Annotated in this window: 24 protein-coding genes; 7 read left to right on the top strand and 17 right to left on the bottom strand. The window is 39.8% G+C overall.

All coding sequences use genetic code 11. The features are described 5' to 3' along the window. Positions 1 to 50: 50 nt before the first annotated feature. The 3 genes from MKY83_RS07275 to fadH form a co-directional block, all read right to left on the bottom strand. Entirely contained in the window at positions 51 to 947 is an 897-nt protein-coding gene (locus MKY83_RS07275) for a manganese catalase family protein (RefSeq protein ID WP_003210823.1), read from the bottom strand. Between the two features lie 303 nt (positions 948 to 1250). Next, positions 1251 to 2471, bottom strand: a complete 1221-nt coding sequence (locus tag MKY83_RS07270) for an EAL-associated domain-containing protein (protein WP_065097182.1) — start codon at positions 2469 to 2471, stop codon at positions 1251 to 1253. Positions 2472 to 2535: 64 nt separating this feature from the next. Beyond that, positions 2536 to 3300 (bottom strand): 2,4-dienoyl-CoA reductase, encoded by a 765-nt coding sequence (gene fadH / locus MKY83_RS07265; RefSeq protein WP_065097181.1) that lies wholly within the window; start codon positions 3298 to 3300, stop codon positions 2536 to 2538. A gap of 137 nt (positions 3301 to 3437) precedes the next feature. Between fadH and MKY83_RS07260 the strand changes: the two genes are divergently transcribed. From MKY83_RS07260 to MKY83_RS07250, 3 genes are all read left to right on the top strand, one after another. Further along, on the top strand, positions 3438 to 4295 hold the full coding sequence (locus MKY83_RS07260) for a metallophosphoesterase (protein ID WP_065097180.1): 858 nt from the start codon (positions 3438 to 3440) through the stop codon (positions 4293 to 4295). 156 nt (positions 4296 to 4451) lie between these two features. Further along, positions 4452 to 4949: a L,D-transpeptidase family protein gene (locus tag MKY83_RS07255; protein WP_342488445.1), complete on the top strand. Its 498-nt coding sequence runs from the start codon at positions 4452 to 4454 to the stop codon at positions 4947 to 4949. A 73-nt stretch (positions 4950 to 5022) separates the two neighbouring features. Next, complete coding sequence (locus MKY83_RS07250; RefSeq protein ID WP_342488444.1) at positions 5023 to 6300, top strand: MFS transporter; 1278 nt, start codon at positions 5023 to 5025, stop codon at positions 6298 to 6300. A 264-nt stretch (positions 6301 to 6564) separates the two neighbouring features. Here MKY83_RS07250 and MKY83_RS07245 read toward each other — a convergent pair whose 3' ends face one another. After that, positions 6565 to 6741, bottom strand: a complete 177-nt coding sequence (locus tag MKY83_RS07245; protein ID WP_164847174.1) for a hypothetical protein — start codon at positions 6739 to 6741, stop codon at positions 6565 to 6567. A gap of 167 nt (positions 6742 to 6908) precedes the next feature. Between MKY83_RS07245 and MKY83_RS07240 the strand changes: the two genes are divergently transcribed. After that, positions 6909 to 7124, top strand: a complete 216-nt coding sequence (locus MKY83_RS07240) for a hypothetical protein (protein WP_050945147.1) — start codon at positions 6909 to 6911, stop codon at positions 7122 to 7124. Between the two features lie 196 nt (positions 7125 to 7320). Here the strand turns inward: MKY83_RS07240 and MKY83_RS07235 are convergent, their stop codons facing one another. Further along, positions 7321 to 8217 carry a DMT family transporter gene (locus MKY83_RS07235; RefSeq protein ID WP_065097178.1) on the bottom strand — a complete coding sequence of 299 codons (897 nt, stop codon included), beginning with the start codon at positions 8215 to 8217 and terminating at the stop codon, positions 7321 to 7323. Positions 8218 to 8329: 112 nt separating this feature from the next. Between MKY83_RS07235 and MKY83_RS07230 the strand changes: the two genes are divergently transcribed. Next, the gene (locus tag MKY83_RS07230) at positions 8330 to 9223 is read left to right on the top strand and encodes a helix-turn-helix domain-containing protein (protein ID WP_065097177.1); all 894 of its coding nucleotides are present in this window, start codon (positions 8330 to 8332) and stop codon (positions 9221 to 9223) included. A 553-nt stretch (positions 9224 to 9776) separates the two neighbouring features. Here MKY83_RS07230 and MKY83_RS07225 read toward each other — a convergent pair. Both MKY83_RS07225 and MKY83_RS07220 read right to left on the bottom strand, forming a co-directional pair. Further along, on the bottom strand, positions 9777 to 9908 hold the full coding sequence (locus tag MKY83_RS07225) for a hypothetical protein (protein WP_265208118.1): 132 nt from the start codon (positions 9906 to 9908) through the stop codon (positions 9777 to 9779). Beyond that, entirely contained in the window at positions 9898 to 11031 is a 1134-nt protein-coding gene (locus MKY83_RS07220; RefSeq protein WP_283924453.1) for an aspartate phosphatase, read from the bottom strand. Before MKY83_RS07220 ends, MKY83_RS07225 begins: the two co-directional genes overlap by 11 nt. A gap of 182 nt (positions 11032 to 11213) precedes the next feature. On the opposite strand from MKY83_RS07220, the gene MKY83_RS07215 reads away from it, so the two are divergent. Both MKY83_RS07215 and MKY83_RS07210 read left to right on the top strand, forming a co-directional pair. Continuing rightward, on the top strand, positions 11214 to 12071 hold the full coding sequence (locus tag MKY83_RS07215; protein ID WP_283924452.1) for an SMI1/KNR4 family protein: 858 nt from the start codon (positions 11214 to 11216) through the stop codon (positions 12069 to 12071). A 71-nt stretch (positions 12072 to 12142) separates the two neighbouring features. Then, entirely contained in the window at positions 12143 to 12970 is an 828-nt protein-coding gene (locus MKY83_RS07210; protein WP_283924451.1) for an HNH endonuclease, read from the top strand. A gap of 87 nt (positions 12971 to 13057) precedes the next feature. Here MKY83_RS07210 and MKY83_RS07205 read toward each other — a convergent pair whose 3' ends face one another. The 10 genes from MKY83_RS07205 to MKY83_RS07160 form a co-directional block, all read right to left on the bottom strand. Then, positions 13058 to 13858, bottom strand: a complete 801-nt coding sequence (locus MKY83_RS07205) for an N-acetylmuramoyl-L-alanine amidase (protein WP_283924450.1) — start codon at positions 13856 to 13858, stop codon at positions 13058 to 13060. 61 nt (positions 13859 to 13919) lie between these two features. After that, a complete protein-coding gene (locus MKY83_RS07200) occupies positions 13920 to 14183 on the bottom strand; it encodes a phage holin (protein WP_265208113.1) in 264 nt (87 codons plus the stop codon). A 23-nt stretch (positions 14184 to 14206) separates the two neighbouring features. Further along, positions 14207 to 14419 (bottom strand): BhlA/UviB family holin-like peptide, encoded by a 213-nt coding sequence (locus MKY83_RS07195; protein ID WP_034324986.1) that lies wholly within the window; start codon positions 14417 to 14419, stop codon positions 14207 to 14209. 39 nt (positions 14420 to 14458) lie between these two features. Next, entirely contained in the window at positions 14459 to 14605 is a 147-nt protein-coding gene (locus MKY83_RS07190) for an XkdX family protein (protein WP_106038152.1), read from the bottom strand. Beyond that, positions 14602 to 14874 (bottom strand): hypothetical protein, encoded by a 273-nt coding sequence (locus tag MKY83_RS07185; RefSeq protein WP_265208112.1) that lies wholly within the window; start codon positions 14872 to 14874, stop codon positions 14602 to 14604. Before MKY83_RS07185 ends, MKY83_RS07190 begins: the two co-directional genes overlap by 4 nt. Positions 14875 to 14889: 15 nt before the next feature. Then, positions 14890 to 16494 carry a BppU family phage baseplate upper protein gene (locus MKY83_RS07180; RefSeq protein ID WP_283924449.1) on the bottom strand — a complete coding sequence of 535 codons (1605 nt, stop codon included), beginning with the start codon at positions 16492 to 16494 and terminating at the stop codon, positions 14890 to 14892. Positions 16495 to 16505: 11 nt separating this feature from the next. After that, on the bottom strand, positions 16506 to 18377 hold the full coding sequence (locus tag MKY83_RS07175; protein WP_342488443.1) for a right-handed parallel beta-helix repeat-containing protein: 1872 nt from the start codon (positions 18375 to 18377) through the stop codon (positions 16506 to 16508). A gap of 41 nt (positions 18378 to 18418) precedes the next feature. Further along, a complete protein-coding gene (locus MKY83_RS07170; protein ID WP_342488442.1) occupies positions 18419 to 20320 on the bottom strand; it encodes a phage tail protein in 1902 nt (633 codons plus the stop codon). Positions 20321 to 20328: 8 nt separating this feature from the next. Continuing rightward, entirely contained in the window at positions 20329 to 21156 is an 828-nt protein-coding gene (locus tag MKY83_RS07165) for a phage tail domain-containing protein (protein ID WP_283924446.1), read from the bottom strand. Then, positions 21153 to 24815 carry a phage tail tape measure protein gene (locus MKY83_RS07160; RefSeq protein ID WP_283924445.1) on the bottom strand — a complete coding sequence of 1221 codons (3663 nt, stop codon included), beginning with the start codon at positions 24813 to 24815 and terminating at the stop codon, positions 21153 to 21155. The genes MKY83_RS07165 and MKY83_RS07160 overlap by 4 nt, the downstream gene beginning before the upstream one ends. Positions 24816 to 24965: the final 150 nt, after the last annotated feature.

Below are 24965 nucleotides of genomic sequence, written 5' to 3'. Positions count from 1 at the left end.
AATCTGTTTTTTTAGTTTGAGTCTTTTTTCTGATCTCATGCACCATGTTTTTATAAACCTGCAGATCTCATCAGCCGTTTGGCAATTTCGTCAAAATCCTCTTTGGAAATGCCTGGGGCAAACTCTTCCGGTAATTCTCTATAATCTGGCACAGGTGCTCCTTGCGGGGTGCCCTCAATCACTGTCAGCGGCTTTCCATCAATCGGATGGCTGCCCTTCCAAATCTTATTGATATCCTTGTAATCCGTATCACTAAATGTGTACAGCTTTGTATGAACATTTTGGTCTTCAAATTTCCTCGCTGAATCAAAGTATTTGTTGTCGAGGTTTGGGATCGGCAGCATCTTTCCTACATCTACTCCTGTGGCTACCTCAAGCGCCTTTGCATATGCCACAACATGCACTCCGCCCCTGACGAGTAAATAACCGATCATCTCTCTTGCTGTAGGATGATCTGTCATTTCATATACGCGCATTTTGTGCGTACGTGCTCCGCATTCTAGGAAGAAATTATGAAGGAGATCAAGAATCAGGTTTCCGCTTGAAAACACGTTCTCTCCAGTCCAAGGTTTTGCCATGGAATCAAACGGATAGCCTGTTTGAGCCGTTTGAATAAAATGCTGTGTATTTCGTTTATCGACAGCCGCTTTCATCGGTGTCGTATCTGGATCTCCACCATGAGTGGTCCCTGTAATCATGAGGTTCACAGCTGTGGTCACTAGCTCTACATGACCGAATTCTTCAGCCGTAATGCTGGATACGAGGTCATAAAACGGCTTGAGTTTTCGTTTTCCTCGAAAGTTAAAGGATTGAAACATGTAATTATTTAATGTGGACATTTCACCGAATTTTCCGCCGAGTAATTCTTGCACAGCAGCAGCACCATTTGCATCTGGGTGATCTGGTCTTGGCAAATCAATCAGCAGCCGCTTGTCGCGTTTAATCATGACGTTCCCTCCTACCATCTAACTGTCATCACTTAAGATGTATGGAAGGATTGGGCTGTCCTATGCATGAGGCAAAGATGAAAAGCACAAAAAAAACTTGGCGGGGGTAGCGCCAAGTTTTTTGGATCTTGATCTGATAGAGGGGTTGGGGAACAGAGAGTAGCTTCTCTCTATAACTAAATGATAATGATTATCAGTTTCATTGTCAACCATTTTTTATTTCTTTTTTTCAATCAAAAAAAGCAGCCTAAAAGGCTACTTAGATTGTTAATAAATGGATAATACAATCTTCACACTTTACTTTTAAATTAATCCATCTTGCTCATATAAATAGGCATACGGAAGATCTATAAATAAATACATATCTCCCTCTAACGGGTAAGAAAACGTACGTATCCTCTCACCAGTTTCTAAATCGCTGTATATATCACTGAAAAATCCTTTCCCGCTCATTCTCATTTGGAGAATATTTGCTAGGAAATAAGGACGCCAGCTCCAGTTTTTCTCGATATATTCAGGCTGAAATAGCCATTCTTTTTCTTTTTTAAACACATTTCCAGTGATTTGAAAGCCTTCTTCATTACACATATAAATTCGAAAGCTACAATCCGTTAATTCTAATGCCAGCTTTTGGATGAGTTCATCATTTGTACTGCATGATTTTTTTAAGGTCGTGACAGCTTGGTGAATTCGCTTATAAAATGTTTCAGAATGTTCGTAGACAGTTTGAAGTTTCTTTTTCTCATGGGCAATAAATTGCTGGAATTCTTCTCTCAGCTGATCTTTTCGTTTATTGCGATCAATTAATTCCGCCGCCGGCTCGTGAAGATAGAACCCTTGAAAGTATCTGCCACCATTTCTCCAAGCATATTGCAGCTGAAAATTTGCTTCAATGTCTTCATAAATTAAAGCCGCCCCTATTTTTCTCGCAAGCAATGAAATGCTGTACAAGACATATTCATAGGAAGGAGAAGGCGCCGATGCCCTTAATGCGTGTAAATCTATTTTTAATAGATCGGGTGAGAGCAAGGCAATCCGGTCAAGATTGCTGCTTTCTTTTCCGATATTCGAGATGGCGATTTTAATACCATATGTACGAAAATACGTTAACGTATGGTAAAGCTGTTCAATATCGCCGCTAAACGTATGCTCTGTAAATTCGATAACAAACCGATTAAGCTGAATGCCCCTTGCTTCATATCGCTTCAAGAGTTCTAAAAAGCTTTCACCATGATCAAGCATCAGGATATTGGCATCATGATTAATAAAAATGAGCAAATCATCATCTGCTGTTGTGAAAAGATCGAGTGCTTGCGTCAGTACTTTATGATCTACTTCCACTTTATATTCGTCAGGAATAGATGAATCCGTAAAGAAGGAGCCTAGGCTAACTGTTTCAGACTCGAGCTTCATTCTTCCTAAAATCTCATAGCCTATCACTTTTTGCTCTTCCGCACTGAATAACGCTTGATAGTGCGGGAAAACATCTTCAATATTCGTTAAAATATCCAATGGATCGACCATTTTCATCACCTGCTTCTCTCTTTGTGTGATTATAACACATCAAAAGCAGGTCTTACATCGTCATTCAAAATGGGGATTGGTTGAGCCATTGCCCCCCATCCATTGTGATACAATCTCCATTTATATAAGACGCTTGTTCAGATAATAAAAAGCTTGCAAGCTTTGCAATTTCCTCTGGTGTGCCAAGTCTGCCAAGAGGAACACTATCTAATGTTCTTTGCGCTGCCTCTTCCGATTCCCATAGTTTATCCGCACCACCTGTTCTCTCGATTGGACCTGGCGCGATGGCATTAACGCGAATTCGATATTGCTTTCCCCATTCCACTGCAAGCGTTCGAGTGAGAGATAAAACACCTGCCTTTGCTGCCGCTGAATGCGCCACACCTACACCAGCACCCCATGCATAAGTCGCCACCATATTGACCATACTTCCCCTTTTCTTTTGACGAATCCAGTAATTGCCCACTGCATGACTGCAAAAAAATGTTCCATTTAATACAATATCAATGACAGCCTTCCAGCCGTTAGGAGATAGTTTTTCTGCTGGAACCAAAAAGTTTCCTGCAGCATTGTTAATCAGAGCATCCACATCGCCAAATGTATCTACGGCAAAATTGACCATTTGATCAGCATCTTCTGGGTTTCGCACATCCATTTGGAAGTAAGCGATCGAGCCGCCATTTTGTTTTATTTCATTTGCTACCTTTTCTAACGTTTCTTCTGTTCTTCCAGTAATCACGACATTCCAGCCTTCATGTGCCAAATGGACAGCCATTGCCTTCCCCATTCCGCTTGATCCTCCTGTGACAATCACTGTTTGTTTCGTCATTTGTTCTCCCCCTCTTTGGTTTTGAATGACTATTCATTCATTATTTTCTATCATATCATGATTGACCCTAGATGCACCATATGGGAGATTCTTTAAATATGATGCTATACTTAATTTTATTTATAAAGGAGTCTTATATGAAGCAACTTTCTCGGAGACAGTTTTTAAAAGGAGCAGCTGGCGCGAGCATTCTCGGTTTTTTAGCTACAACATGTGGATACGGATATGCCAGATACATCGAACCACGCATGATCGATACCGTGTCAATGACCATTCGGGATGCTCAGCTTCCAGCTTCATTTGACCAGTTTAAAATCGCTCAATTTAGTGATGTTCATCTAAGTGATACATTTCCTGCGAAGGAATTAGAATCCGTCGTCCAGCAAATCAACGCTGAGTCTCCAGACCTCATTGTGTTCACAGGTGATCTCGTTGATTTTCAAGCATCGATTGAAGAGCATGAAAAAGCGAAAGCCTATTTGACTAAGCTCCATGCCCCGTTTGGTAAGCTCGCGATATGCGGTAATCATGACTACGGGCCATTTGGCATTGATCTTTATGAGAATACGATGAAAGATTGCGGCTTTACAATATGTAAAAATGATGTGTTTCCATTAGAAAAAGAAGGGACGCATATTCAGATTGCTACAATGGATGACCTGATGATGAGTGTGCCGGATTATGACCTGATTAAGCGAGAAGTATCATCTGATTTATTTACCTTGCTGCTCGTACATGAGCCTGATGCTGCATTGGAGCTGGATACAACCCCCATTAACTTGCAGCTTTCTGGACATACCCATGGCGGACAGGTGCAGCTTCCTTTCTACGGACCCATTCTCACAGCACCTTTTGGCCATACATATGTGGAAGGTTTATACGGAAGCTATCAGCACCGAATCTATGTCAACCGCGGACTTGGGACAACAAGACTGCCGCTTCGATTTTTAGCAAAACCTGAATTAACCTTTTTCACCCTCTCTTCTCGCATTTAGACAGAAGCCAAACCGCTCCTTTTTGCATATGTATAATCAAAGATCTTTCTCATGACAAATGTTAGGAGAAACCTTCCTTAGCCTGATTCCGTCCATATATATATCAAGTGACAGGCATCATGGCTTCTTTTATTTGAGCAAAAGGAGTGTCCTTTGATGCTGCGATATACGGTAAAACGCGGAGAAACGCTTGCTTCTATAGCACTTGATTTCCGAACAACAACAGATGCTTTAAAGGCTGCAAACCCTTCACTTCAAGGTCAAGAGCCGGTACAAAATGAGGTCATCATCATTCCTGGTCTACCCGATCCTAATACGATCCCTTACCGCATCTCTGTTTCGATTTCAAGGAAACGTCTCGTCTTGTTTTCTGGATCAGAGCTTATTCGGTCGTATCCGATTGCAACAGGAAGAATTTTAAATATGACACCGACAGGTTCTTATTATATTGTGAACAGACAGCCAAACCCAGGAGGTCCCTTTGGCGCCTATTGGCTGAGCCTCTCGAAAGTTCATTACGGCATCCACGGTACGAATAACCCGTCTTCAATTGGTAAAGCTGTGTCTAGGGGATGCATTCGTATGTATAATCAGAATGTCATCGAACTTGCTTCAATCGTTCCAAATGGAACACCTGTGACCATTAGCCAGTAGGAGAAATTAATTGTATGAATGCTTAAAATTTTATATGATATAAAGTGGGATCTTCAGGGTAAGGAGCGTATTTATGGATATTTTTAAAAACAGAAATTTTGTTCGTCTCTTTTTTGCAGCACTAGCTTCGCAAATGGGGACAACAGTAGGCAATATGGCGTTTGCCTTTTATTTGCTCGATCATTTTAGTCATCAGCCCGCCTATGCCACATTAGCAGAGCTCATGTATTCACTTCCAACGATCTTTGTCTTTTTTATGGTCGGTGTCGTAGCAGATCGTTTTGATCGTAAAAAAGTCGCAGAGAATTGCGATTGGATACGAGCTGGGCTGTCGATTGTTTTATTCATTGTTATTTATTTCAATTCACTTCCACTTATTTTCTTGATCTTGTTTATACGAAGTGCCATTACGAAGTTCTTCTATCCAGCTGAAGCCTCTCTCGTTCAGGCGATTTTAAATAAAGATCAATATGCAAAAGCCGCTGGCTTAAATCAAATGCTGTTTAGTTTATTCATGGTATTTGGTGTTGGAATCGGTGCGATTATGTATAAGACAATTGGACTTCACGGTGCCATTACCATTGATTTGATCAGTTTTATTGTGTCAGGCATCCTGATTCGTACATGTAACATTCCAATTGAAGCACGTCAGCCAAATGGACAAGCAGGCTGGAGAGGCATGACCATTAAAACGTCTCTAAAAGATTTTAAAGAAGGCATTCTTTACATTATAAAAAATAAATTGTTGGCTTCTTTAATTTTTGGCTTCTTTGTTTTTGGTCTAGTCAATGGCGCATTTGCTGTACTTCCGATGTTTACAATGAAATATGGCCTTTCACCGGACCATTTTGAACTGCATACATCATTCTTTACAATCGCGATCGGTGCCGGTCTACTTGTTGGCAGCTTAATGGGCTCTGTTCTCGCTAAAAAAGTAAAGATGCAATATCTCATGTCGCTTCCAATTTTGGTTGCAGGCATTCTGATTTTTGTACTTGGTTCCACGCATACACTATGGTTGTTTTATGTCACATCATTTGTCATTGGTACATGCATTGGCCCAGTCAACATTGTCATTGGCGGCTGGCTGCCGAGAATCGTCCATCCTCGTCTGATGGGACGTGTGTCAGGATGGGTTGATCCGCTTACCATGTTTGCTCAATCCTTGACATTAGGTTTGATTGCGGTACTATTTCCAAAACTCATTACAAACGTTTCTTATATTTATTACGGAATGGGCGTTATTATTTTACTCGTTTTCCTTTTTTACTTCTTTACACTGCCAAAGTTCAGCAGAGAAACTGACGACTTAGACGTGCAGCGTGAACTTAAAGGTCAGGGAGCGCAATAAATGAAGCAAAAAGGACTTTCTTCTATAGAAAGTCCTTAGATTGTTGACAAAGTGCTAAAATGATGTTTATTTTAGCACTTTGTCTTCTTTTCAGCGTGATAGAAAACCTTTGCAGTCTAGGAAGGACGAGCACTGGCGCGGAGCGAATTGAACATTCGTGAGCACCAGCGCGCAGACCTGACAACGAATGCGAGGGTTTGTCTACACGCTGAGGACTTTCTTCTATAGAAAGTCCTTTTTGCATGGCTGAAACAGAAACGGCGCTTATTTTTTCTGCTCATCGAAATGATTCGAAGCAAAATGAATGATTCTTTCAACTGCATAAATGCTAATAAATAGGATGAGAAATAGAAGCAAAGGATGAATCGACCGATCATCTATCACGTACACAATGCCTCCAACGACAAATGCGACCAATAAAGGAGTTAACATATCTTTCAATCTAAACAGTCCTTTCTGTTCTCATTCACTTTGATCTTCTTATCTTATAACATATTTTTCTTTTTATGAAATAAAAGGAATGTGTATAAAATCGCAATATTTTTAATTAAAAATATTTACATCACTGGAAGTTTTATAGTAGTATAGTCAGGTTGGAGGTGAGGGGTATGCTAAAAAGTTATTATTTTATTCATACAAAAGATGATCAAGGTCAGTATGTTGTACATACAGAGGATTGTGCATTTTTAGGTGATGCTTCAAGCCGTAAATTGATTGGTCTGCACATGAGTGGCGAAAGTGCCATTGATGAAGCTAAACAAATGACGAATGAAACTGATTTTAATGGTTGCTTCTACTGCGCTTATTCAAGTCATAAGAAATAGACCATGTGATTAAACCATATGTTCGGGCATGTTGTCTGGCATATGGTAGATTTTCAAACGCAACATGAATACAAATTGAGAAACTACCCATTTATTTAAAATAGGTAGTTATCACGAAGTAATAGTTCACTTCATGTATATTTCACCCAGTCAATTCTTCTTGCAATGAAAATCTCTCTTTGAACACCCTTCCTTCTCATTTTTTCGGCTGATATAATGCCATGAATAAAATCATGTATACAATACAAGCTGTCCCAGCCCATTGAAAAAAACCAAATGGCTCTTTTAACCAAAAAACAGTCGTGACAACTGCCGCAAGGGGCTCGACACTTCCAATTAAGCTTGACTCTTTCGGTGATAAATATTGCAAACTTTCTATGTAAAACCAAAAAGCGATCATTGTACCAAATATGATAACAAACAATAAATAAACATACGCTTCAACAGGTAAATGTGACAGATTTATCTTCCATGGCGGATGGACTAAGCTAAGGACAGCTCCCCCAATCAGCATCGCCCAGCCGACAACGACTAGAGAATCAAATTCTTTTAACAGATTGATTGGATATAGCGTATAAAACGAAAGCGCTACAGCAGACAGTATTCCCCAAACCACTGCGACAAATGGAACGGTTAATGTTGAAACAGAACCATTCGTCAATAAGAGAAACATGCCCATGAACGCCAATGACACCGTCAACATATCTCTTTTAGTAAAAGTAGATTGGCGGCGAAGTACTAAATACATGATAATCATAACAGGAGCCGTATACTGCAAAAGCGTCGCCACAGCTGCATTCCCAAGTTGAATGGATGCCATATAAGTATATTGAACAGCTAGCATGCCCATTACTCCAAATATAAGGACTTGCATAGCCGTCCTCTTCTTTTGCCACACACCAATTAGTTGCGCTCGTTCTTTTGTCATGAAATGAACAAATAAAAGCAGTCCACCTGAAATAAGCAGCCTGACAGTCACAAGCCAATTGACATAAATCCCATATTGCTGAAACAATTTTTGTGAAACCGTTCCTCCTACTCCCCAACAGATGGCACCAATCAGCACAAGCAAAATTCCCTTATTTCTATCCATTTCATTCTCCTCAACTCTCAAACAATCATGATAATATAGTTGATAGTAGTTCACTTTGTTACATATTGATATATCAATTGAACATAAAAATAAAAGAATATTGAGGAGAAACATGAACAACCATCATTTTCTTATTGACTACAATTTGAAAGAATTAACGGAGCATTCTACTACGACCTGGTCTATCGCTCTTTATCATACGAAAATTTGTGATCATAGAAGCGGCCACATCCCTCTACACTGGCATGACGAATTTCAATTTGTTTTTATTTTAGAGGGGGAAGCTGAATTTCACATCAATGAAGAGACGATATGTTTGAAGGAAGGAGATGGCGTATTCATCAATAGTGGCTGCCTTCATATGGCAAAAGATGCGAATGGGACAACATGTACATATCTTTGTCTAAACGTTTCCCCACATTTCATCACAGCCAATGAATTATTTACCACTTTCGTTCATCCTTATATGCATGCGAGTCAGACACCTTATATTTTATTGAACCGAAAAGACCACTGGCCAAATCATATCTATCAATGTATTCAAACCATTCAGCGATTAATTGATGAAACTCCAGCATATTATGAGCTTGAACTCAATATTCAACTCATCACCATGTGGAAATGTTTATTACAAAATGGCTTTCAAATAAAATATGATGCACGGCAGCATGATAAAAATGAACGGATGAAACCTATGCTGAATTGGATTCACCAGTATTATCATGAAAAGGTGCACCTTCAAGATATCGCTCGAGCAGGTCAGCTAAGCCGATCTGAATGCTGCAGATACTTCAAAGATATTCTAAAGAAGACACCTCTTCATTATGTGAATGAATATAGAGTTCAACAAAGCCTCATCCTGCTTCAAGAAACAGACTTCAATATAACAGAAATTGCTTACAAAGTCGGCTTCAACAGCACAAGTTATTTTATTAGTATGTTTAAAAGAATAAAAAATACGACACCTTTAGCATATAGAAAATTAAAAGCACCGCATTCTTTGTAACTGAAACAGATTGAAGAAAAATCATGATGGATAGATACTAGTGTCTTTGCACACCATTCTGTATTTTTATATACAGACACGTTTTAGAACCGTCATGAATGGCTATTGTATATTGTAAATAAGAACAATGGAAATCCTATCGCTTTTTACAATAAGTCTATTTGCAATTTACTAATAATAATCCAACACGTTACCAAACATACATTCTGAAATAATTGAAGTATTGATATGACTGACTTTCTCCTTATTCACAAAAATTCCACCTTCTTAAAGTCAACTATATGATAGTATTCTTTTGGGGGAAGTTTGGGGGAGTATTGGGGGAGTATTGGGGGAGTTTTTTTATAATGGACAGACGTAGAAGGAGCGCAGAATGAACATAAATAAAATAAGATCGATCCTTTATAAAACATCAAAATACCTGGGTGACGTTAACGCCGTTCAAAAGGGTACTATCGGAAAACGTATCATGCGACGTGCTGCGGGTAAAGCATCCGGCAAGCTAATGAAAAAGATATTCAAATAAAAAAGCCCCCGAAAAGGGCTTTTTTATTTAAGCAAAATAACCGATACTTGTTGTGTGTCCTCGTTGGGCTTCATTATGGATATCGTTTGATGAAACATAACTAAAAGCACCTAACATACTGACAATTATTAATACGGCTGCTACTGACTTAAATTTCATAAAGACAATCCCCTCTCTTAATTTGGAGTTGGAAATAAAGAATCTTCTCATAAAATTCGTTTGCACGCTCTTTATCTCCTGCCTTATTATAATGCTTCGCCGCATCTTTCGATAAATCTTCAAGATTCGCATAAAGAAATTTTGATTCTAAATATGCCATTGCTTCTTTTAAACGACTAACATTGTTTTCTAAATACAATGATCTCAATAGAGTGAATGTATTTATAAATATGTCGTCTTTCAATTTTCCAGCCAATTCAATTCCCTCGTTTAAGGCGTATAACCCTAAATCATTTTGATCAGTTTTAAAGTATGACTTTGTCAACATAACCATCGGATCAAGAATTTTATTTAAATGTTCGTATCCTTGTTCTTTAAATGAATGGATTGATTCGTTAAAGTATTTTATAGCCATTAATAGTTCATCATTGTGAAAATAACTTAATCCTATATTATAAAGCGCCGATCCTTTTAATCTTTTTGTTGAGTTGTCAGAAGATTTTTCTAGTGCGTATTCAAAATGAGGCATTGCTTTTTCGGGGCAACCCATATCAATATAATTTAATCCAATAACAAAAGAACACTGTATCTGCCTAACAGTATAAGTGTTTTTTTCTTTGTAACAATCTATTGCTTGGGCTATATGGTGCATCGACATGTGGTTTTGTTTCATGTGGTAATAGATTTCCGCTATCTTGAAATTAAACTCGGCACGTTCAATATCGTCACTTACTAAAGATAACTTCTTTTCTGCTCGTTTATAGAAGGTAATGGCGTTGAGGTATTCATAGTTTTCAAATTCGTACATGCCATAAAAAAAGTTAAAATAATAATCAAGTAAGCCTGTTAATTTCTCTTGATCCTTTTTGATCTTCATTGCTAACTCTCTAAAGTCGGCACGCTCTTTTCCATTTTCCAACGGATTCAAATAATCCAACATTAATTTATGTCGGAATTCCATAAGAGAGTAATATAATAATAAGTCCTGGTTTTCCTCCATATCATCGAGCAAAGATTTTATTTCTTCTTTATATGCTTCGGCGTCCGGCACGTTAAATCGTTGAATATGGTAATACCATTCATTGATTTTCATACCGACATGAGAAGAAAGCACTTTCTCCATAAGACCCTACCCCTTCCTTGCTATTCCCTATAATGACATATATTATCATTTTCTGAATAATTCCACACCGAAAACAAACCGCAATTTTTGTTTTCGTTCATCTCGTTTTTTTATGTCTATTGATAAGAATTTGAGTCGAAGGTATAATTTAAAAGTATATCTATATTTTAGGAGATGATGAGTTGAAACAATTTTGGGCTAACCAATCAGACGATCCATATACTTTTAAAAAAATATCTGAAAAAGATATTCTGAAAACAGAAAAAAAGCTAGGAGTTAAGCTGCCACAAGAATATAAAAACTTAGTCTTGGAGCAAAATGGCGGTTATTTAGAATGTAATGCTTTCCCTACGGCTAGACCTACTTCCTGGGCAGAGGATCATATACAATTTGATCATTTGCTAGGGATCGGCAAAAAAGAAGGGATTTTAGAAAGTGACTATTTAATAAAAGAATGGGAGCTTCCGAAAGATATTATTCTTATCTCGGGGGATGGTCATTCCTGGGTTGCACTAGATTACCGAAATACTACAGAGAATCCACCCGTTCATTTTTTCGATTTAGAAATGGAAGAGGACTTTAAATTAGCAGATAGTTTTAATGAATTTATTTCAAAACTCTATATTGATGAATCAGATGATAGTGAACCTGATTTAGAAGGGTTAGATCCCGACGACTATGAACTTACATACATATCGCCCGACGATCCAGACGCAATTACAAAGGATGAAGTAAATAGGATATTTGAAAAAAATAATGAAGAATTATTTTCTAATCTCAAGCTCTTCCCTATTCAAAATTATGACGATCTCATTTGGTTATTGAAAAAAATAGAAACTCATACTAATTCAACGAATGACGTTGATGGCGCTCTTGAATTGGGGTTAGTGCTAGATACAGTAGCAACATACAAGAAAAACTTGATTTTAGAGAACAAAGAATCACTGGAAACATTTAAAAGTATCATTAGTAACTTAAATAGATTAAATGATTCAGATGTTGAGATTATTGTTAATCAATTGGAAGATTTTATAGAATAGGTATTGTTTACCTCCAATACTTGTATTATACTTGCAATGTTTGTAAATATAATACAAAAGAGGTGCTTTAATTGAAATTAAGGAAGTTTTTATGTGCAACATTACCGCTATTGCTTCTAGTATCTTTTATTTTACCGGAGTTTGCAAAAGCGGAATCAGCACAAGTTAGAGAAAGTAATTTAACGGAAGATCAATTAAACGACTACATTGAATCTTCTTACGAAAACTATGATGATTTTCCATATGCTCAAGAATACGAGGATTGGGATAACTATGAAGAGTATCAAGGTTTACTTGAAGATGATGTTACAGATGAGGAGCTAGAAAAAGATACAATTTCTGATGATGTTTTTGAAAAAGGGGAATTAGTAGAACCATCGTTTTCTGCTCCAGCCGATGCAATTGGTACAGACGATGACGTTGATATTATTCAAGCTTACCCTTTTTGGTTAGTTCCTCTTGCTTTTCCTGTTGTTATGCGAATCGGTGGGAAACTATATGCAAAACAATATTTGAAAAACTCAACGAAAAAAGTTGTAATCAGAAATGGAAAACTTGCTAAAAAGAAACACCCTAAAACCGGTGTTAAATTCACTGCAAATGGCTTCCCTGTTTTCAATTCAAAATTCAATTACAATCTACCAGGTTTGTTAATAAAGTCATCTAACAAAACTCAATTCGCTAAGGCAAACGCATCTTTAAAAATCGGTATTAAGTCACCTAAACATGCTAAAAAATTTACTAAGAACCAAATCATTGATATAAACCATAACAAAACCCCTAGAGGCTATGTATGGCATCACCATGAAAACACAGGAAGATTACAACTTGTGAACAAAGAAATTCACAAGAAAACAGGACATACAGGCGGTAGAGCTATATGGGGAAGATTAAAATAAACTCTATATAAGTAAAACCCCCCATCCAGTAATGGACAGGGGAGTTTCTTGTTTTAAACTATCTATAGTCATAAGTCTATAGATTTTTTATTTTAATAGCTTTTCTAAAGCTGCTTTAGTCTTCGGTCCATAAATGCCATCGGCAGCAAGCCCATGCATCAATTGGAATCGTTTGACCGCATCCGCTGTTTTCGGTCCGTAATAGCCATCGACGCCGTTGTTTTTTGCTCCTTTGTCCGGGTAGTAGTAAACCGCCGCCAGGGCTTCTTGTACGGCTTTTACTGCTGATCCCTTTGTAAGAGGTTTTGTAACTTTTAAAATGCCTGTTGGCAAGCTATATGACTTTTTAGCAGGTTTGGAAGCTGCTGTTTTGGATGGTTCTGCTTTTGTTGGTTTAGCAGACGGCTTTTTATTTGTGTTAGCAACTGCGATCCCGGCTTTGAAGCTGTCCCAACGATCAAGCAACCTGCGGGGACATTCTTTTCCACTCCATCTTTTATGAGGAACAACGTTTGACAATGGAATGCCTTGATCCTGCATTAACTGGCGAATCAACCATTGAGCGTTCTCGACTGCCTTCTCAAAATTGCCGTCTGCATTTTCACAAATTTCAATGCCGATCGACTTCATATTGCCCGTGCCTCTGCCGTCTCCTGCGTGCCATCCGTTTTCGTTTAATGGTAAATGCTGATAGATACAATTTTCATCCACAGTGTAGTGCCAGCTAACGGCTGTACTAGATCGTTTAACAAAAGCTGCGTGACTTGCTGCGTCTGCGCCCTTTGACGTGTTAGACGTGTTATGAACTGTAATATATAAAGGCTTCATATAGTTGCCTGGTCTGTTGCGGTTACTCTTTGAAATATAGTCTTGAATGATTTTTACCATTGTTCATCTACTCCCTTAAAATTATTTTAGGTATTAAAAAAGAACTGGCTGGGGCAGCCCTTTATTTTGTTAATCCTTTTTGTTGCAGCGCTTCTTTTTGGGCTTTCCCTCGACTTGTCACATAGTTGTTTTTGAACCATGCGACAAGGGTTGTCACTAATGTAAAGACCATCGAGAAGGCAAGATATAAAGTTTCTGTTAATGTATTTACTTGGTCCTCACTGATCGGCAAAACAGGTTTGCCAAACATGATAAGTCCTTGATTGATTAGTGCAATAAAAAGAAGCACCGTGCGAACGACCGTGCCTTTGTCAAAGTTTTTCATATCAAAAATTCCTCTTTTCATTTTTATTTTTGGTTTCTTTCAATACGGTCCAATTTTTCGATTACAACGTCATATTTTTCACTGAATTTTGCTAGTACGTCATTTTGTGCGTCAATTTGTTCGTTTAGCTTGTTCTCACGCTCTTTTGTCGTGTTCAATACATAAAACAACACCCAACAAAAAAGCACCGCAAAGGGTCCTTGTGTCATTAAATACTGCGCCAAATCCATTTCCATAACTCTCACCTTCTCCCGCCATAAGCATAAAAAATAAGCCTATACCTCGTATGGCTCACCTGTTATTTCCTCGTATTGTTCGGGTGTGATTCTCCCCGCTGCTACTGTGTTATAAACCATTTCTTTTGTCCATAATTCTCTATCATAAAAACCTTTGATTCTACTGAACCAATCGAAATCACTCACGATGGATCACCCCCTAATGCAAACAAGTAATAAAGCTCGGCAACTTGTTTCTCCATGAGGTCTATTTTTGACGGCTGCGGCGTTGGTTGCAAGCTCTCTATATACTCTTTAGATGCTGATTCAAACCATACTCTTTTTTTCTCGTCATACTCGGGAAGATACAACCCCTCTTGTGGTCTTACATCCGTAGCATTTTTCGGCAGCTCGTCATGATCAATTACATCTTCGCCTTGATATTTAAAATTTTCGTCATAGTAATAAATGTGCATGATGCTTCCCCTCCTTTACCACAACGGAATAGATTCATTTATTTCAAATCTACTTACAAAAGAATTATCGTTAGCGGACATTCCATCAAAGCGTAAAGAACCATCTTTCTCTAATGTAAATCTAGCAGACCCATAAGAACCTACTGTTGCACCGACAAACACAGCTTTTGATGCCGGTTTTTGAGTAAAACGGGCAATGACTGCATCATTCGCCGGGACTCCCTCAAACGATCCCCGAAGTAGTAAATCATTTTGACGTATGGAAAATTGGAGGGGGTTTCCCGCAAATTGTTTTACTGTTCCAGCGACTAACGTTACCTGATTCCATGTGCTGATTGAATCATCATCCGTCAGCATCCTTTTCCATCCTTTAAATGATCCGTCCGTATGGACTGTGCCGAACCAATGTAAATTATCGCCGCTTCTAACAATATGAAAGTATTTACGGTTGTTACTGTTGTCAATAACGTAAATATTGAACCACGATGAATCGGTTTTACTCGGCATATTGACGACATTTGTTCCAACGGCATAATAACAACCGGACGGGAGCGTTAATATGTCCGTACCATTCGGCAACAATTGGCTTTGCCCTGTTTCAGATAGCAAATTGTGATTAGACAACCTCGCCCAACCGCTCCATACGTTATTGTTAAGGTAATTTGTATAGATATTGTTGATATAATCTGTTGCATACACCCATCCAAACGTACCTTTTCCATTTGTCGTCGCATCTGTAATGTGGAAGAAACCTCTAAAAGAACGGTGATTCGGCAAATCTTTTGAACCAGCTATTGCATAGAAAGTTCCTTGCCCTAATCCATTATTGATAACTTCGTCTAAGATGCTTAAAGAAGTATCCTTAATTGAAATCAATGGCATTCCTGAATCTAGCGTAATTTTCTTTTGTTGAAAACCCACAACTAACTCTTTAGCCATTTTCAATGCTCCGGCGGGTGTCTCTGCGTGATCGTCCGTATATTTTTTAGCTGCTGCAAGCGCTTCGGCTACTTTAGCTTTTGCGCCTTCTTTTGTTTCAAGCGCTTCAAGATCACCTAGTTTTTCTTTCAAGTGATCAAGCTGTTTTTGAAGCTCTTTCGTGATCTTATCAATGTTTCCTTGCATATCGTCAGTTCGCTTTTTTATATCTGCTTCAAGCTCCGCTGCCATGCGTTCAATTTGTTTTTTCAACGATTGAAAATCATCAATATAAAACTCCGCTGCCGGGGCAATGTCCTGGTCAATTAAATTTCGATCAATCTCAAATATAAATTCGTGAATAGACAAGGCTTGTCCATTTCGGTAATACAAATTCAAAGACGCTTGAACCTTGCCATATAGCTTGATCTCGTCATTATCTAGGACGTATTCGGCGATCCCATCGACTTTATCAATAAGAGTGATATTCCGAACGTTCTTGGATCCATTGTTAAATAAAAGTACAAGTTTTCCGTCAACCGCTGAAAGAGGCAAAGGCACGCCATCTTTACGCAATTGAAAAACTAGCTTTGCTGTGCCTATGTCCTGGGTTGAGAAAACAATTTTTGAATCGTACACGCTTTGATCATAGGCATCAACCACAAAAGGCAGCACACCATTTTTAAAAAGTTGATTCGTCATGTTATCCCCCCTCAAGTGATATTTTCAACGGTACGAATAGGATCAACGCTTTTATCGTTTAATGCAGATACTTTCCCGGCTCCTTTTAATCGGTTGCCGTAATGCTGAATAGCTGAACATTTGCTTGTTAAATACATACCATACCTTCCCGTTTTCCCAATTGCTGTATTATTACGAACGGCGCTATTTTTCACGCCATCCATAAATAAAATAAAATCGTAATCATCACCACGCTTGCCCGCATTAATGATCGTGTTTTCATCTACCTGTACATAATCAGAATCACCCGAGACAGATATTCCCGAAAACCCGATTTCTTCTAGCGTGTTATCATCCACAGAAACGAAATCGCAACTTCCTTCCTCGATCCGCACGCCGTTACCCTGGATGTCTCGCCCTGTGTTGTGGTGTACCTTTCCCCGTGTGCTACGGGTAACTAAAATGCCATGATGCCCGACATTTTCTAGGTTATTATCATGAATGACAAAGTGTTTGACGTCAGACACATGAATACCGTGCCTGGTTGTGCCGTCAATTTGATTGCCCTCAATCACCACATGATCAATGGTTTGATAGCCTTTACGACCGTAAACCTGGATTGCATGTTTATTTTTCATTTGTTTAAATTTATTATTTGTGATCGTATGTCGCTTTGTTTTGTTGACTCTGCCCGTTGGGTTACCGTTTTTATCTTGTGTATAAACACTATTAACCACTGGCAGCATGATTCTTACGCCACTGGCACAGTTTTCAAATGTGTTACCGTCAATACTCACATCCTGCCATTTGTTGCCCGACACCGCCCATTCTGTGCAATCGTAAACCTTGTTGTTGAGGAATCTAATACCCGAATAGAAAACGCCGTCCGTGCTTGTATGTGAATCTATCGCTCTAGGATAGCCCCCAAGCTCTGCTGATTTACGGATAGTACAATTTTGCATTGTAAGGTTTTTTGTCGGTGTGTGATCATAAGCGCCAAAAGCGCCAAAATTGCCCGATGATCTCATCAAATCGACTTGAACCGCTGCGGAAAACCATCTATCCCCCACATAATCCGCAAACCCTTCAAATGTCACATTGTCGATCAACACGTTTTCATTGCCCGCACAATCAAGAGCATGTCCCCCGCAAACATTTTTCAATGTGAGGTCTCGCATGATAATACCGGATGCATGAGCGAACCCAAAAATAGAGCACTGCTGCTTGATTTCGTGTCCCATGCTGTCAATTGTTCCTTGTCCGTCAATGATCAAGTTTCCATGCCCTTTGTACCCGGTGAAACTCTCATTTGAATCACCATTTACAAACATGCTGCCTACAAAGCCACGCTTGATCGTTGCCCCTGCCTGTAAAGTGATATGAGTATTTTTATAAATCCTTACCCGTTCACGCAGCGTATAGCTTCCTGGGGGAATATAAAGCCAAATGGGGCGATTCTTTGATAATTCTAATGCTGCTTGTAATGCCTTTGTGAAGTTGCCGTATTTGTTTAAAAACGGCTGCAAAGACACGATCGAAAGCATGTCATTCACTTTCTTTTCAAGCTGATCAAAGTCATATTCAAGACGATCATTCAAAGTCGGATGAATGGTCGCATCAAGCGAAACCCTTCCATCCACAACTTCTTTTATATCGTTGCCATCATGATTGACGATCAGATTAACAAGACGGGACCAATAACTATTGAGCCAGTGCGCAACGCTTTTCCCTCTGTGGACGATGCTTGCCGCTTCGTGGGCTTTTTCGCTCCCTTTATGTTCTTTGATTTCTATGTCTAGTTGGTTCAAAGCGTTTTCTATTGATCTTGCATTTTGCGATAGGTTGTCTTCAAACTCTGCATTTCTGCCAATTTTAAAGACTTTCAATAAATTGAACCTTCCCATGCTATCAGCTCCTTTCATAAAAAATAGCCGACGTTTGATCGTCAGCTATCTAAGTAAAATGAAATATTAATTTGTGCGCCGTTTGGTATATCGGCAGCCGTTGGGCTGATCCTTTGACCGTCTTTAGCAAGCATAATATTCATGCCGCTTGGGTTGGTCGTATCAATGGTTGCGCCTGCCGTGATCCCCTTTAGACTTAAATCAAAATCAACGCCCACCCTCGGGCTTTTCGGTTTTATGTCGAAACCTATATCAATATCTATGGTGTTCCCTATCTCGTCAATTTCAGCTCCGTCTATGCTGCTATCATCAATTGACCAGGTTTTCGTAACGCTTGAATACGACAAACTCAAGTCCTGGGAAACCTTCGTATTGATATTACTCAATTGACTTTGCGTGCTGCTTACTATGCTCTTTTGAGCCTCTAGCATTTCGGCTATTTCTTTCTTGATTAAATTACGCTGCTTTTTCATTGCGACTGTCTGCTCTAGTTGATAGTCAATAATGTCTTTACGATAATTCGTCAACGTGACAGACGGTTTCATGTCCAAATTGAGAGGGTTATATTTGATCTCTTGTACCCTTACCTCTCCTTCAAACAGGATGCCGTATGCTGTATCGGCAATGACTGGAACAATAGCGCCTTTACAAATGTTGTCCTCAATCGCTTCGAGCTTCGGATCATACACTTTTTCAAAATCCAATTCGATTGTTAATTTCGGATAAGGATCAACTTTCTTTTCCAAAAATTTATCCATGTCTTCTTTTTTTGAAATGGAATCCTCGTAAACTGTTTCCGCTACTCTCGGACGACCATCTACAAGAAAAAGTTTTTCGTCGGGGTGAATATATGTCACAGGCGGGAACATGTACTTTTCATCATTTTTAAAGGTCCGATAAAGTCCAATAAAATTCCCGTTAGGCACGCTCACCCGGAAACCCGTTTTCATTTTTTTAGTGTTCGGGTTTTTGCTGTCCTTTCCCTTAAACGTTGCAACGACCGTATGCTCTTTATCCTCAAGACCCCGGATCACGTCAACCGTTTCAACCACATGACTTTCTTTGCCTGTGTCTTTGTACGTGCTGAATGTTTTGTTTGTCTTTTTATCTATGTTGAACGTGATTTTCCCGCCTAATTTTTCTTTGATCAGCTTCACGCTGAAGCCTGTCCCTTTAAACGTAAAAGAGAACGTTTGTCCAACGTCCTCCGCATACATGGCATTTAAATCACTGTTTGTTTTCCATTTCGCCGATTTACTATCATAGCCTTTTGTTTCCTCGCTTGCTGTGTCCTTTTCTTCCTTCACCTTTCCATAACCCTTTATCCGTGTGTAAGACTCGGACAAGCTGCTTTTAACACTAATCGTATTCATATTCGCCCTGGTATCTAATTTGTAATTGATCCGCTTTTTGATTTCTTTATACACGTAAATATGATCGTTGTTTACATCAAGTTCCACAACAAAAGCCGATATAAGATCGTTCATTAGCTCTAACGACTTTTTCTTGCCGAAACCTTCTAGTTTGGCTTTCAATCCTTTAGCATCCGGCATGATGGTAAAGGATAAGCCGCTTCCTTTTAAAGCGTGTTTAAGCGCTGTGTCTATATCTATTTCTCCGTTAATTTCTTCATCCACCTGATTATATGTCAGACGAACAATATACATATGATCAGCCGAAACATTTCGGAATGATATGCCGTTTTCTGTGCGCTTTTCATCCTCTACAATGAAATAACGCTGCGCTTTATGCTCAATCTCATCTACAAGTAATACGTTGTCATTTACAAGCATATCGAAAGCAAGTTCAGTTTCGGGCATTTGTAAACACTGAAATGATAATTGCTTTGTGCCGTCTAATTTATCCGAGACTTCGGGTTCTACATGTTCCAAAGGTACTTTATTTGTTGGATCGTGCTTTGACTGTACAAATAATTGATTCATCATTTCACCTACTTATAGTAAAAGCGCAAGACAAACCGCATATCAATACTGGATGCGCCTTCGATCTCAAATGGATTAAAGCCAGGGCGCAAACTCGGAAAGCGCCCTGACGTGTCCGCCATTTTCCCATCGATCATGACATATTGACGTGTGATAATGATTTTTTGCTTTTTAGAAACTGATCCCCTTATCGTTAACGCCTCTTTCGTGGCATCATTGCGTATCTTCACGTCCTTACCTGTTAAATACATGGTGACGCTATAATCAAAGTCAATCGGATCAATTGTCACATCAGAAGCGTTGTAGACTTTGAACGTCTTGGACGTGAAACGGTATTTCAGATCGTCTTGACTCGGCAAATTCATCCCGAGATAAAAATACTCTCCACTCAAATTTAAGGGCTTTTCAGTATTAAAAACGGTTTCGCCAAGCCCAAGCGCTGCGGTGAATTCCACATCAACTTCTTTATAATTTTTCCCGTCATCTTTTTCGATTTCGATTTCGTCGTCACACGTCACCAGGTAACGTATACCGGGTGAAAAAGAACAACTAATGTAATAGGGTTCTTCTCTTACAAGTTCCCTTGTTAGCGCCGCTCTATATCTATTAAACTGATCCGTGCTTTTTGCTTTAATATAAAATCGGGCTTTGATTTTTCTTTCTTTGAAACGGACTTTTTTCGACGTTTGTTTTAATCCTGGTCTATTTGCCACAACCGCCGTTTGACGCTCGATTGAAGCCGACACAGGCGTAAATTTTACGCAACGTAAAAAGGGAAGGCGCTTGCTAATCAGTTGAAGCCCTTCCCCGTAATCCGTATAAAATTCATAACTCAAGTCGCAAGCCCTCCCCTACGCTGTCTATTTTTAAGTAAATCCATATTGTATTTGTTTAGTCCCTCAACATTTATCGTGGTGTCTTTCATGGCGATCTGTGTCAACAAACCGATCATTTGATCAAATTTGTTTTCTAGCTGCTTAATAGCCTCGGCACTATCATTTTGAACAATCACATTTGTTGAACCTTGTCCCGGCTGCTCGGGCTGATAACCCACCATTCGATTAGCTTGAGCAAGCACCTGCATAGCTCGGTTTCTTCTGAATTGCCTTAAAGGTAAAATCATTTCCCCTTTGTGGACTTCTGCCGTATGATTTCGGGTAATGATACCGCCTTTATCATAGCCAATGTACTTGCCGCCTTTTCTCATGTTGACCAAGCCAGGGTGCTTGTTAATTCCGCCATAACGACTATTCAAATAGTTGATAGCAGCAATAACCTGGTGTACAGGGTTTTTGATATTTCCGTAACCAGGTTCTTTGTTCGCCGTAAAAGTAGACGGAATGAATTGCATAAGCCCCTGGGACGGATGCCCCGCTTTTGCGTTGCTGTCCCAATTGTTTACGACTGTAGGGTTTCCGCCGGATTCTTTCATAGCGATCGTTTCAAGCGCTTTTGAAAAAGATGGGGAAATTCCCTTAATCGCAATTGCTTGAGCCACCCATTTTTTCACTGCTGCGCTGCCTCCCTCACCAGGAACAAAACCAAAGTCTTTGATCTTGTTTTTAATAAAGGAAACCGCTTTGTCCTTGATAAAAGAAAAACTGCCTTTGACGATCTGACCAAAGCCGCCTGCCATGCTCGGGGTCGTGATCCCCATTTTTTGAAGCAATGTATTCATTAGCTTGCTAGGCTTTGTAATGAAGTCAGACACATCAAGTACCAGGTCTTTCACTTTACCGAAAAGACTAGAAATGAAATTACCGCCCTTGCCTGTACCATCTTTATAAAATGGCACATCATCAAACAATGCTTTCGTTTTAGGTCCCGACAATACCTCGGTTCCTTTTGGAAGGTTCATCATTGTATCAGTTGAAGGAGACAGCCCCATTTGACCGCCAGGCGTGATAAACAACTCTTGCATTCCGCCATCACCTAAAATGGCGGGTCCTCCTGGGTGTCCGCCCGTCCCTTTTGCGTATTTCGGCGGCGTCCATTTCGGTATTTGATTTTCCTCGGGTACGCCCACTTTACCAAGAACCCAGTTAACGCCACCTATAACACCATTCACAACAAAGGATAGTTTGTCATTCATTTTATTTGCTAATGCCTTGACGCCTTTTAGTGCCTCCCCTGCCATGTTTTTAATTCCATTACCGATTTTACCCGGTAATTTTTTGGCTGCATCTACAATGTCCCAAAAACGTTTGACCATGCCGTCCTTCATGCTTGTCGCAATTGAAACGGCTTTGTCTTTAAGCCAAGTGACCATTTTCCCGGTATTGGTTGCCCCGTTTTTAAAGAAACCGACAATATTAGACCACATTTTCGGGAAGATGCCTAATAGCCCTTTTCCTAGTGATTTCGCAATCCCGAGAATCTTTCCGAAAAAGGACAATTGCACAAAATTCCATATCGCTTGAATCGAGCCGAAAAACACGCCTTTGATGCCTTCCCACATCTTGCCGAAGTCACCAGTTAACAGACCCGAGAAGAATTTTATGACGCCTTGTATCACTTGCATTGCGCCCATGACAACGCCTTTAATATTGCCCCAAACGCTTTTAATAATGGCAATGATGGCAGGCATGACAAATTGGACCACAGACCATATATTTTGTAAGGCTTGTGTGATCACACCGCCGTTTTCTTTCCAAAACGTTCCCCACACTGTGGCAAGCTGTCCGATAAATGATAAAATGCCGCCCAGGGCTTGTTTTACAATCGGCGCCATTGTGACAAATACATTCATCAAGATACCGCCGATAGCTTGAAAGATTGGCTGCATACTCTTAAATGAATTTTTAATCGTTTCTATTACGCCTTTTACTGTATCAGTAGTGTTTACAATCATATCAACCACGCCAGGCGGGAAAAGCTGCGATAATATGCCATAACCCTCTAATCTTTCAGCGCTACCCTCGCCTTGCAATATGCCCCAAATACCCGCCATTGCCTGTTTTACTGTATTGCCGGCGCTGGACATTTCTTTCATGATCGGATCAGCAATATTAAATGCCTTCTCAAGAAATGTAGCTGCTGCGCCTCCTAATGGCTCTAGCGCTGATAGTGCTTGTCGCCCGATCTTTTTAAAGCGTGTGCCTAGATTGTCTTGCAATGCCGCCCCTGCTTCGTTAGCTTTGCCCTTTACGTCACCGATCTTCCCATCAATGCCGCCCAGGGCATACATGGCATCAGCCTCTAGGTCTTCCCATTTTGTACCGAAAAGAGCCACGCCGATATTGTTAGCGTCCACCTGGTCTTTCATGCCTTTAAGCTCTTTTAAAACGGTGTTTGATACATCCTTGACGGTCCCTTTACCTTTTAAAAAGTCTTGCCATACCTTTTGTGTCGGTTTAGACATACTCGCCATTGCTTCATTAGTCGATTTCGAGCCATCCTTGACACGAATTTGAAACTCTTTCATGACGTCGTTAACGTAATCTAGGTTGTAAACGCCCGCTTTTGTTCCGTTGACGAGTAATTGAAAATATTCTTGTGCTGAATAACCCATTTTTCCGAACAATGTTGAATACTCGGAAAGATTATCGAACATTTCATTTGAGAAATTCAATCCATTTTGTGCGCCATATGTCATAAGATCAAACGCATCACTCACAGACACGCCAAAACCTTTCATAAGGTTGTTTCCTGCTCTCGCAACTTCGTTTACCTCGGAATCAAAAGCATCAGCAAGCACCAGGGCTTTTTTAGTTACGTCCGTAAGGTCCTTGTCTGCAATGCCTCGGATATTTTGTTTAATCTGAAACAGACCATTTCTAGCATCATCCAAGTTCTCTCCGAAGCCTTGTGACCACACGTCTTTCGCTATTCCTGTGAGCCTTTTGGCTTCATCACCCGTCAAGCCTAGCTGCGCTCTTAAACGCCCTTGAGATGCTTGTATATCAGCCGTCATTTTTGCGCCAAGCGTGCCAACGGCTGCCGTTAGTGCTCCAATGGCTGCCGTACCCGCCACCGCTGCCGTAGCAAATCCGCCCTTTAAAATGCTTGAGAGTTTGGATACCTCTTTACCCGCTGCCGTTACATCATTAGATACATTTTGATGACTTGTCGCTAAATCGTCGGCGCTGTTTGCTGCTTCTGATTCGGCACGCTCAAGTCTTTCAACCTGGCTTTGTGAAAGCCTTAAAGCATTTTGCATGTTGCGATAGCTTGTTATTTGAGAGTTTAAACGTTGTGCATATTTCTGCGCCTGGGTTGATCCCTCTCCATATTGCTCAACTTGCTTTTCATATGCTTGTCTATAGGAATCTACAATTCTTTCTTGAATCTTCAATTGATCCGACAAGCCCGACACCTTACTTTTACTTTCGCCGAGCTTGTCATCCAATGCTTTAAATTCGGCTGCGGTTGCTTTGGTTGCGGACTGTGCCGTTTTAAGCTGCTGCCTCAAGGCTGTAACGCCTTTGTCAAAGCCTGTACTATCTAACGTCGTATTAACGACTAAAGAGCCTATCGGACGCCCTTCTGTTGCCATATGGTTTACCTCCTTTCCTCAAAAATAAAAGAAGGCTTAAAAGCCCCCTGGTCTTAAAATCTGATCTATTGGCACGCTTCCTTCGCTTTGACCTTTTCGATTCGCAAGACGCAAAAATCCGTTCAAGTCCATGTTGTCTATCTCATGATA

Source organism: Bacillus sp. FSL M8-0266 (assembly GCF_038613425.1).
GTDB lineage: Bacteria > Bacillota > Bacilli > Bacillales > Bacillaceae > Bacillus > Bacillus pumilus.
The sequence above is the reverse complement of the archived record's forward strand: the minus strand, read 5'-3'. Positions and strand labels throughout refer to the sequence as shown.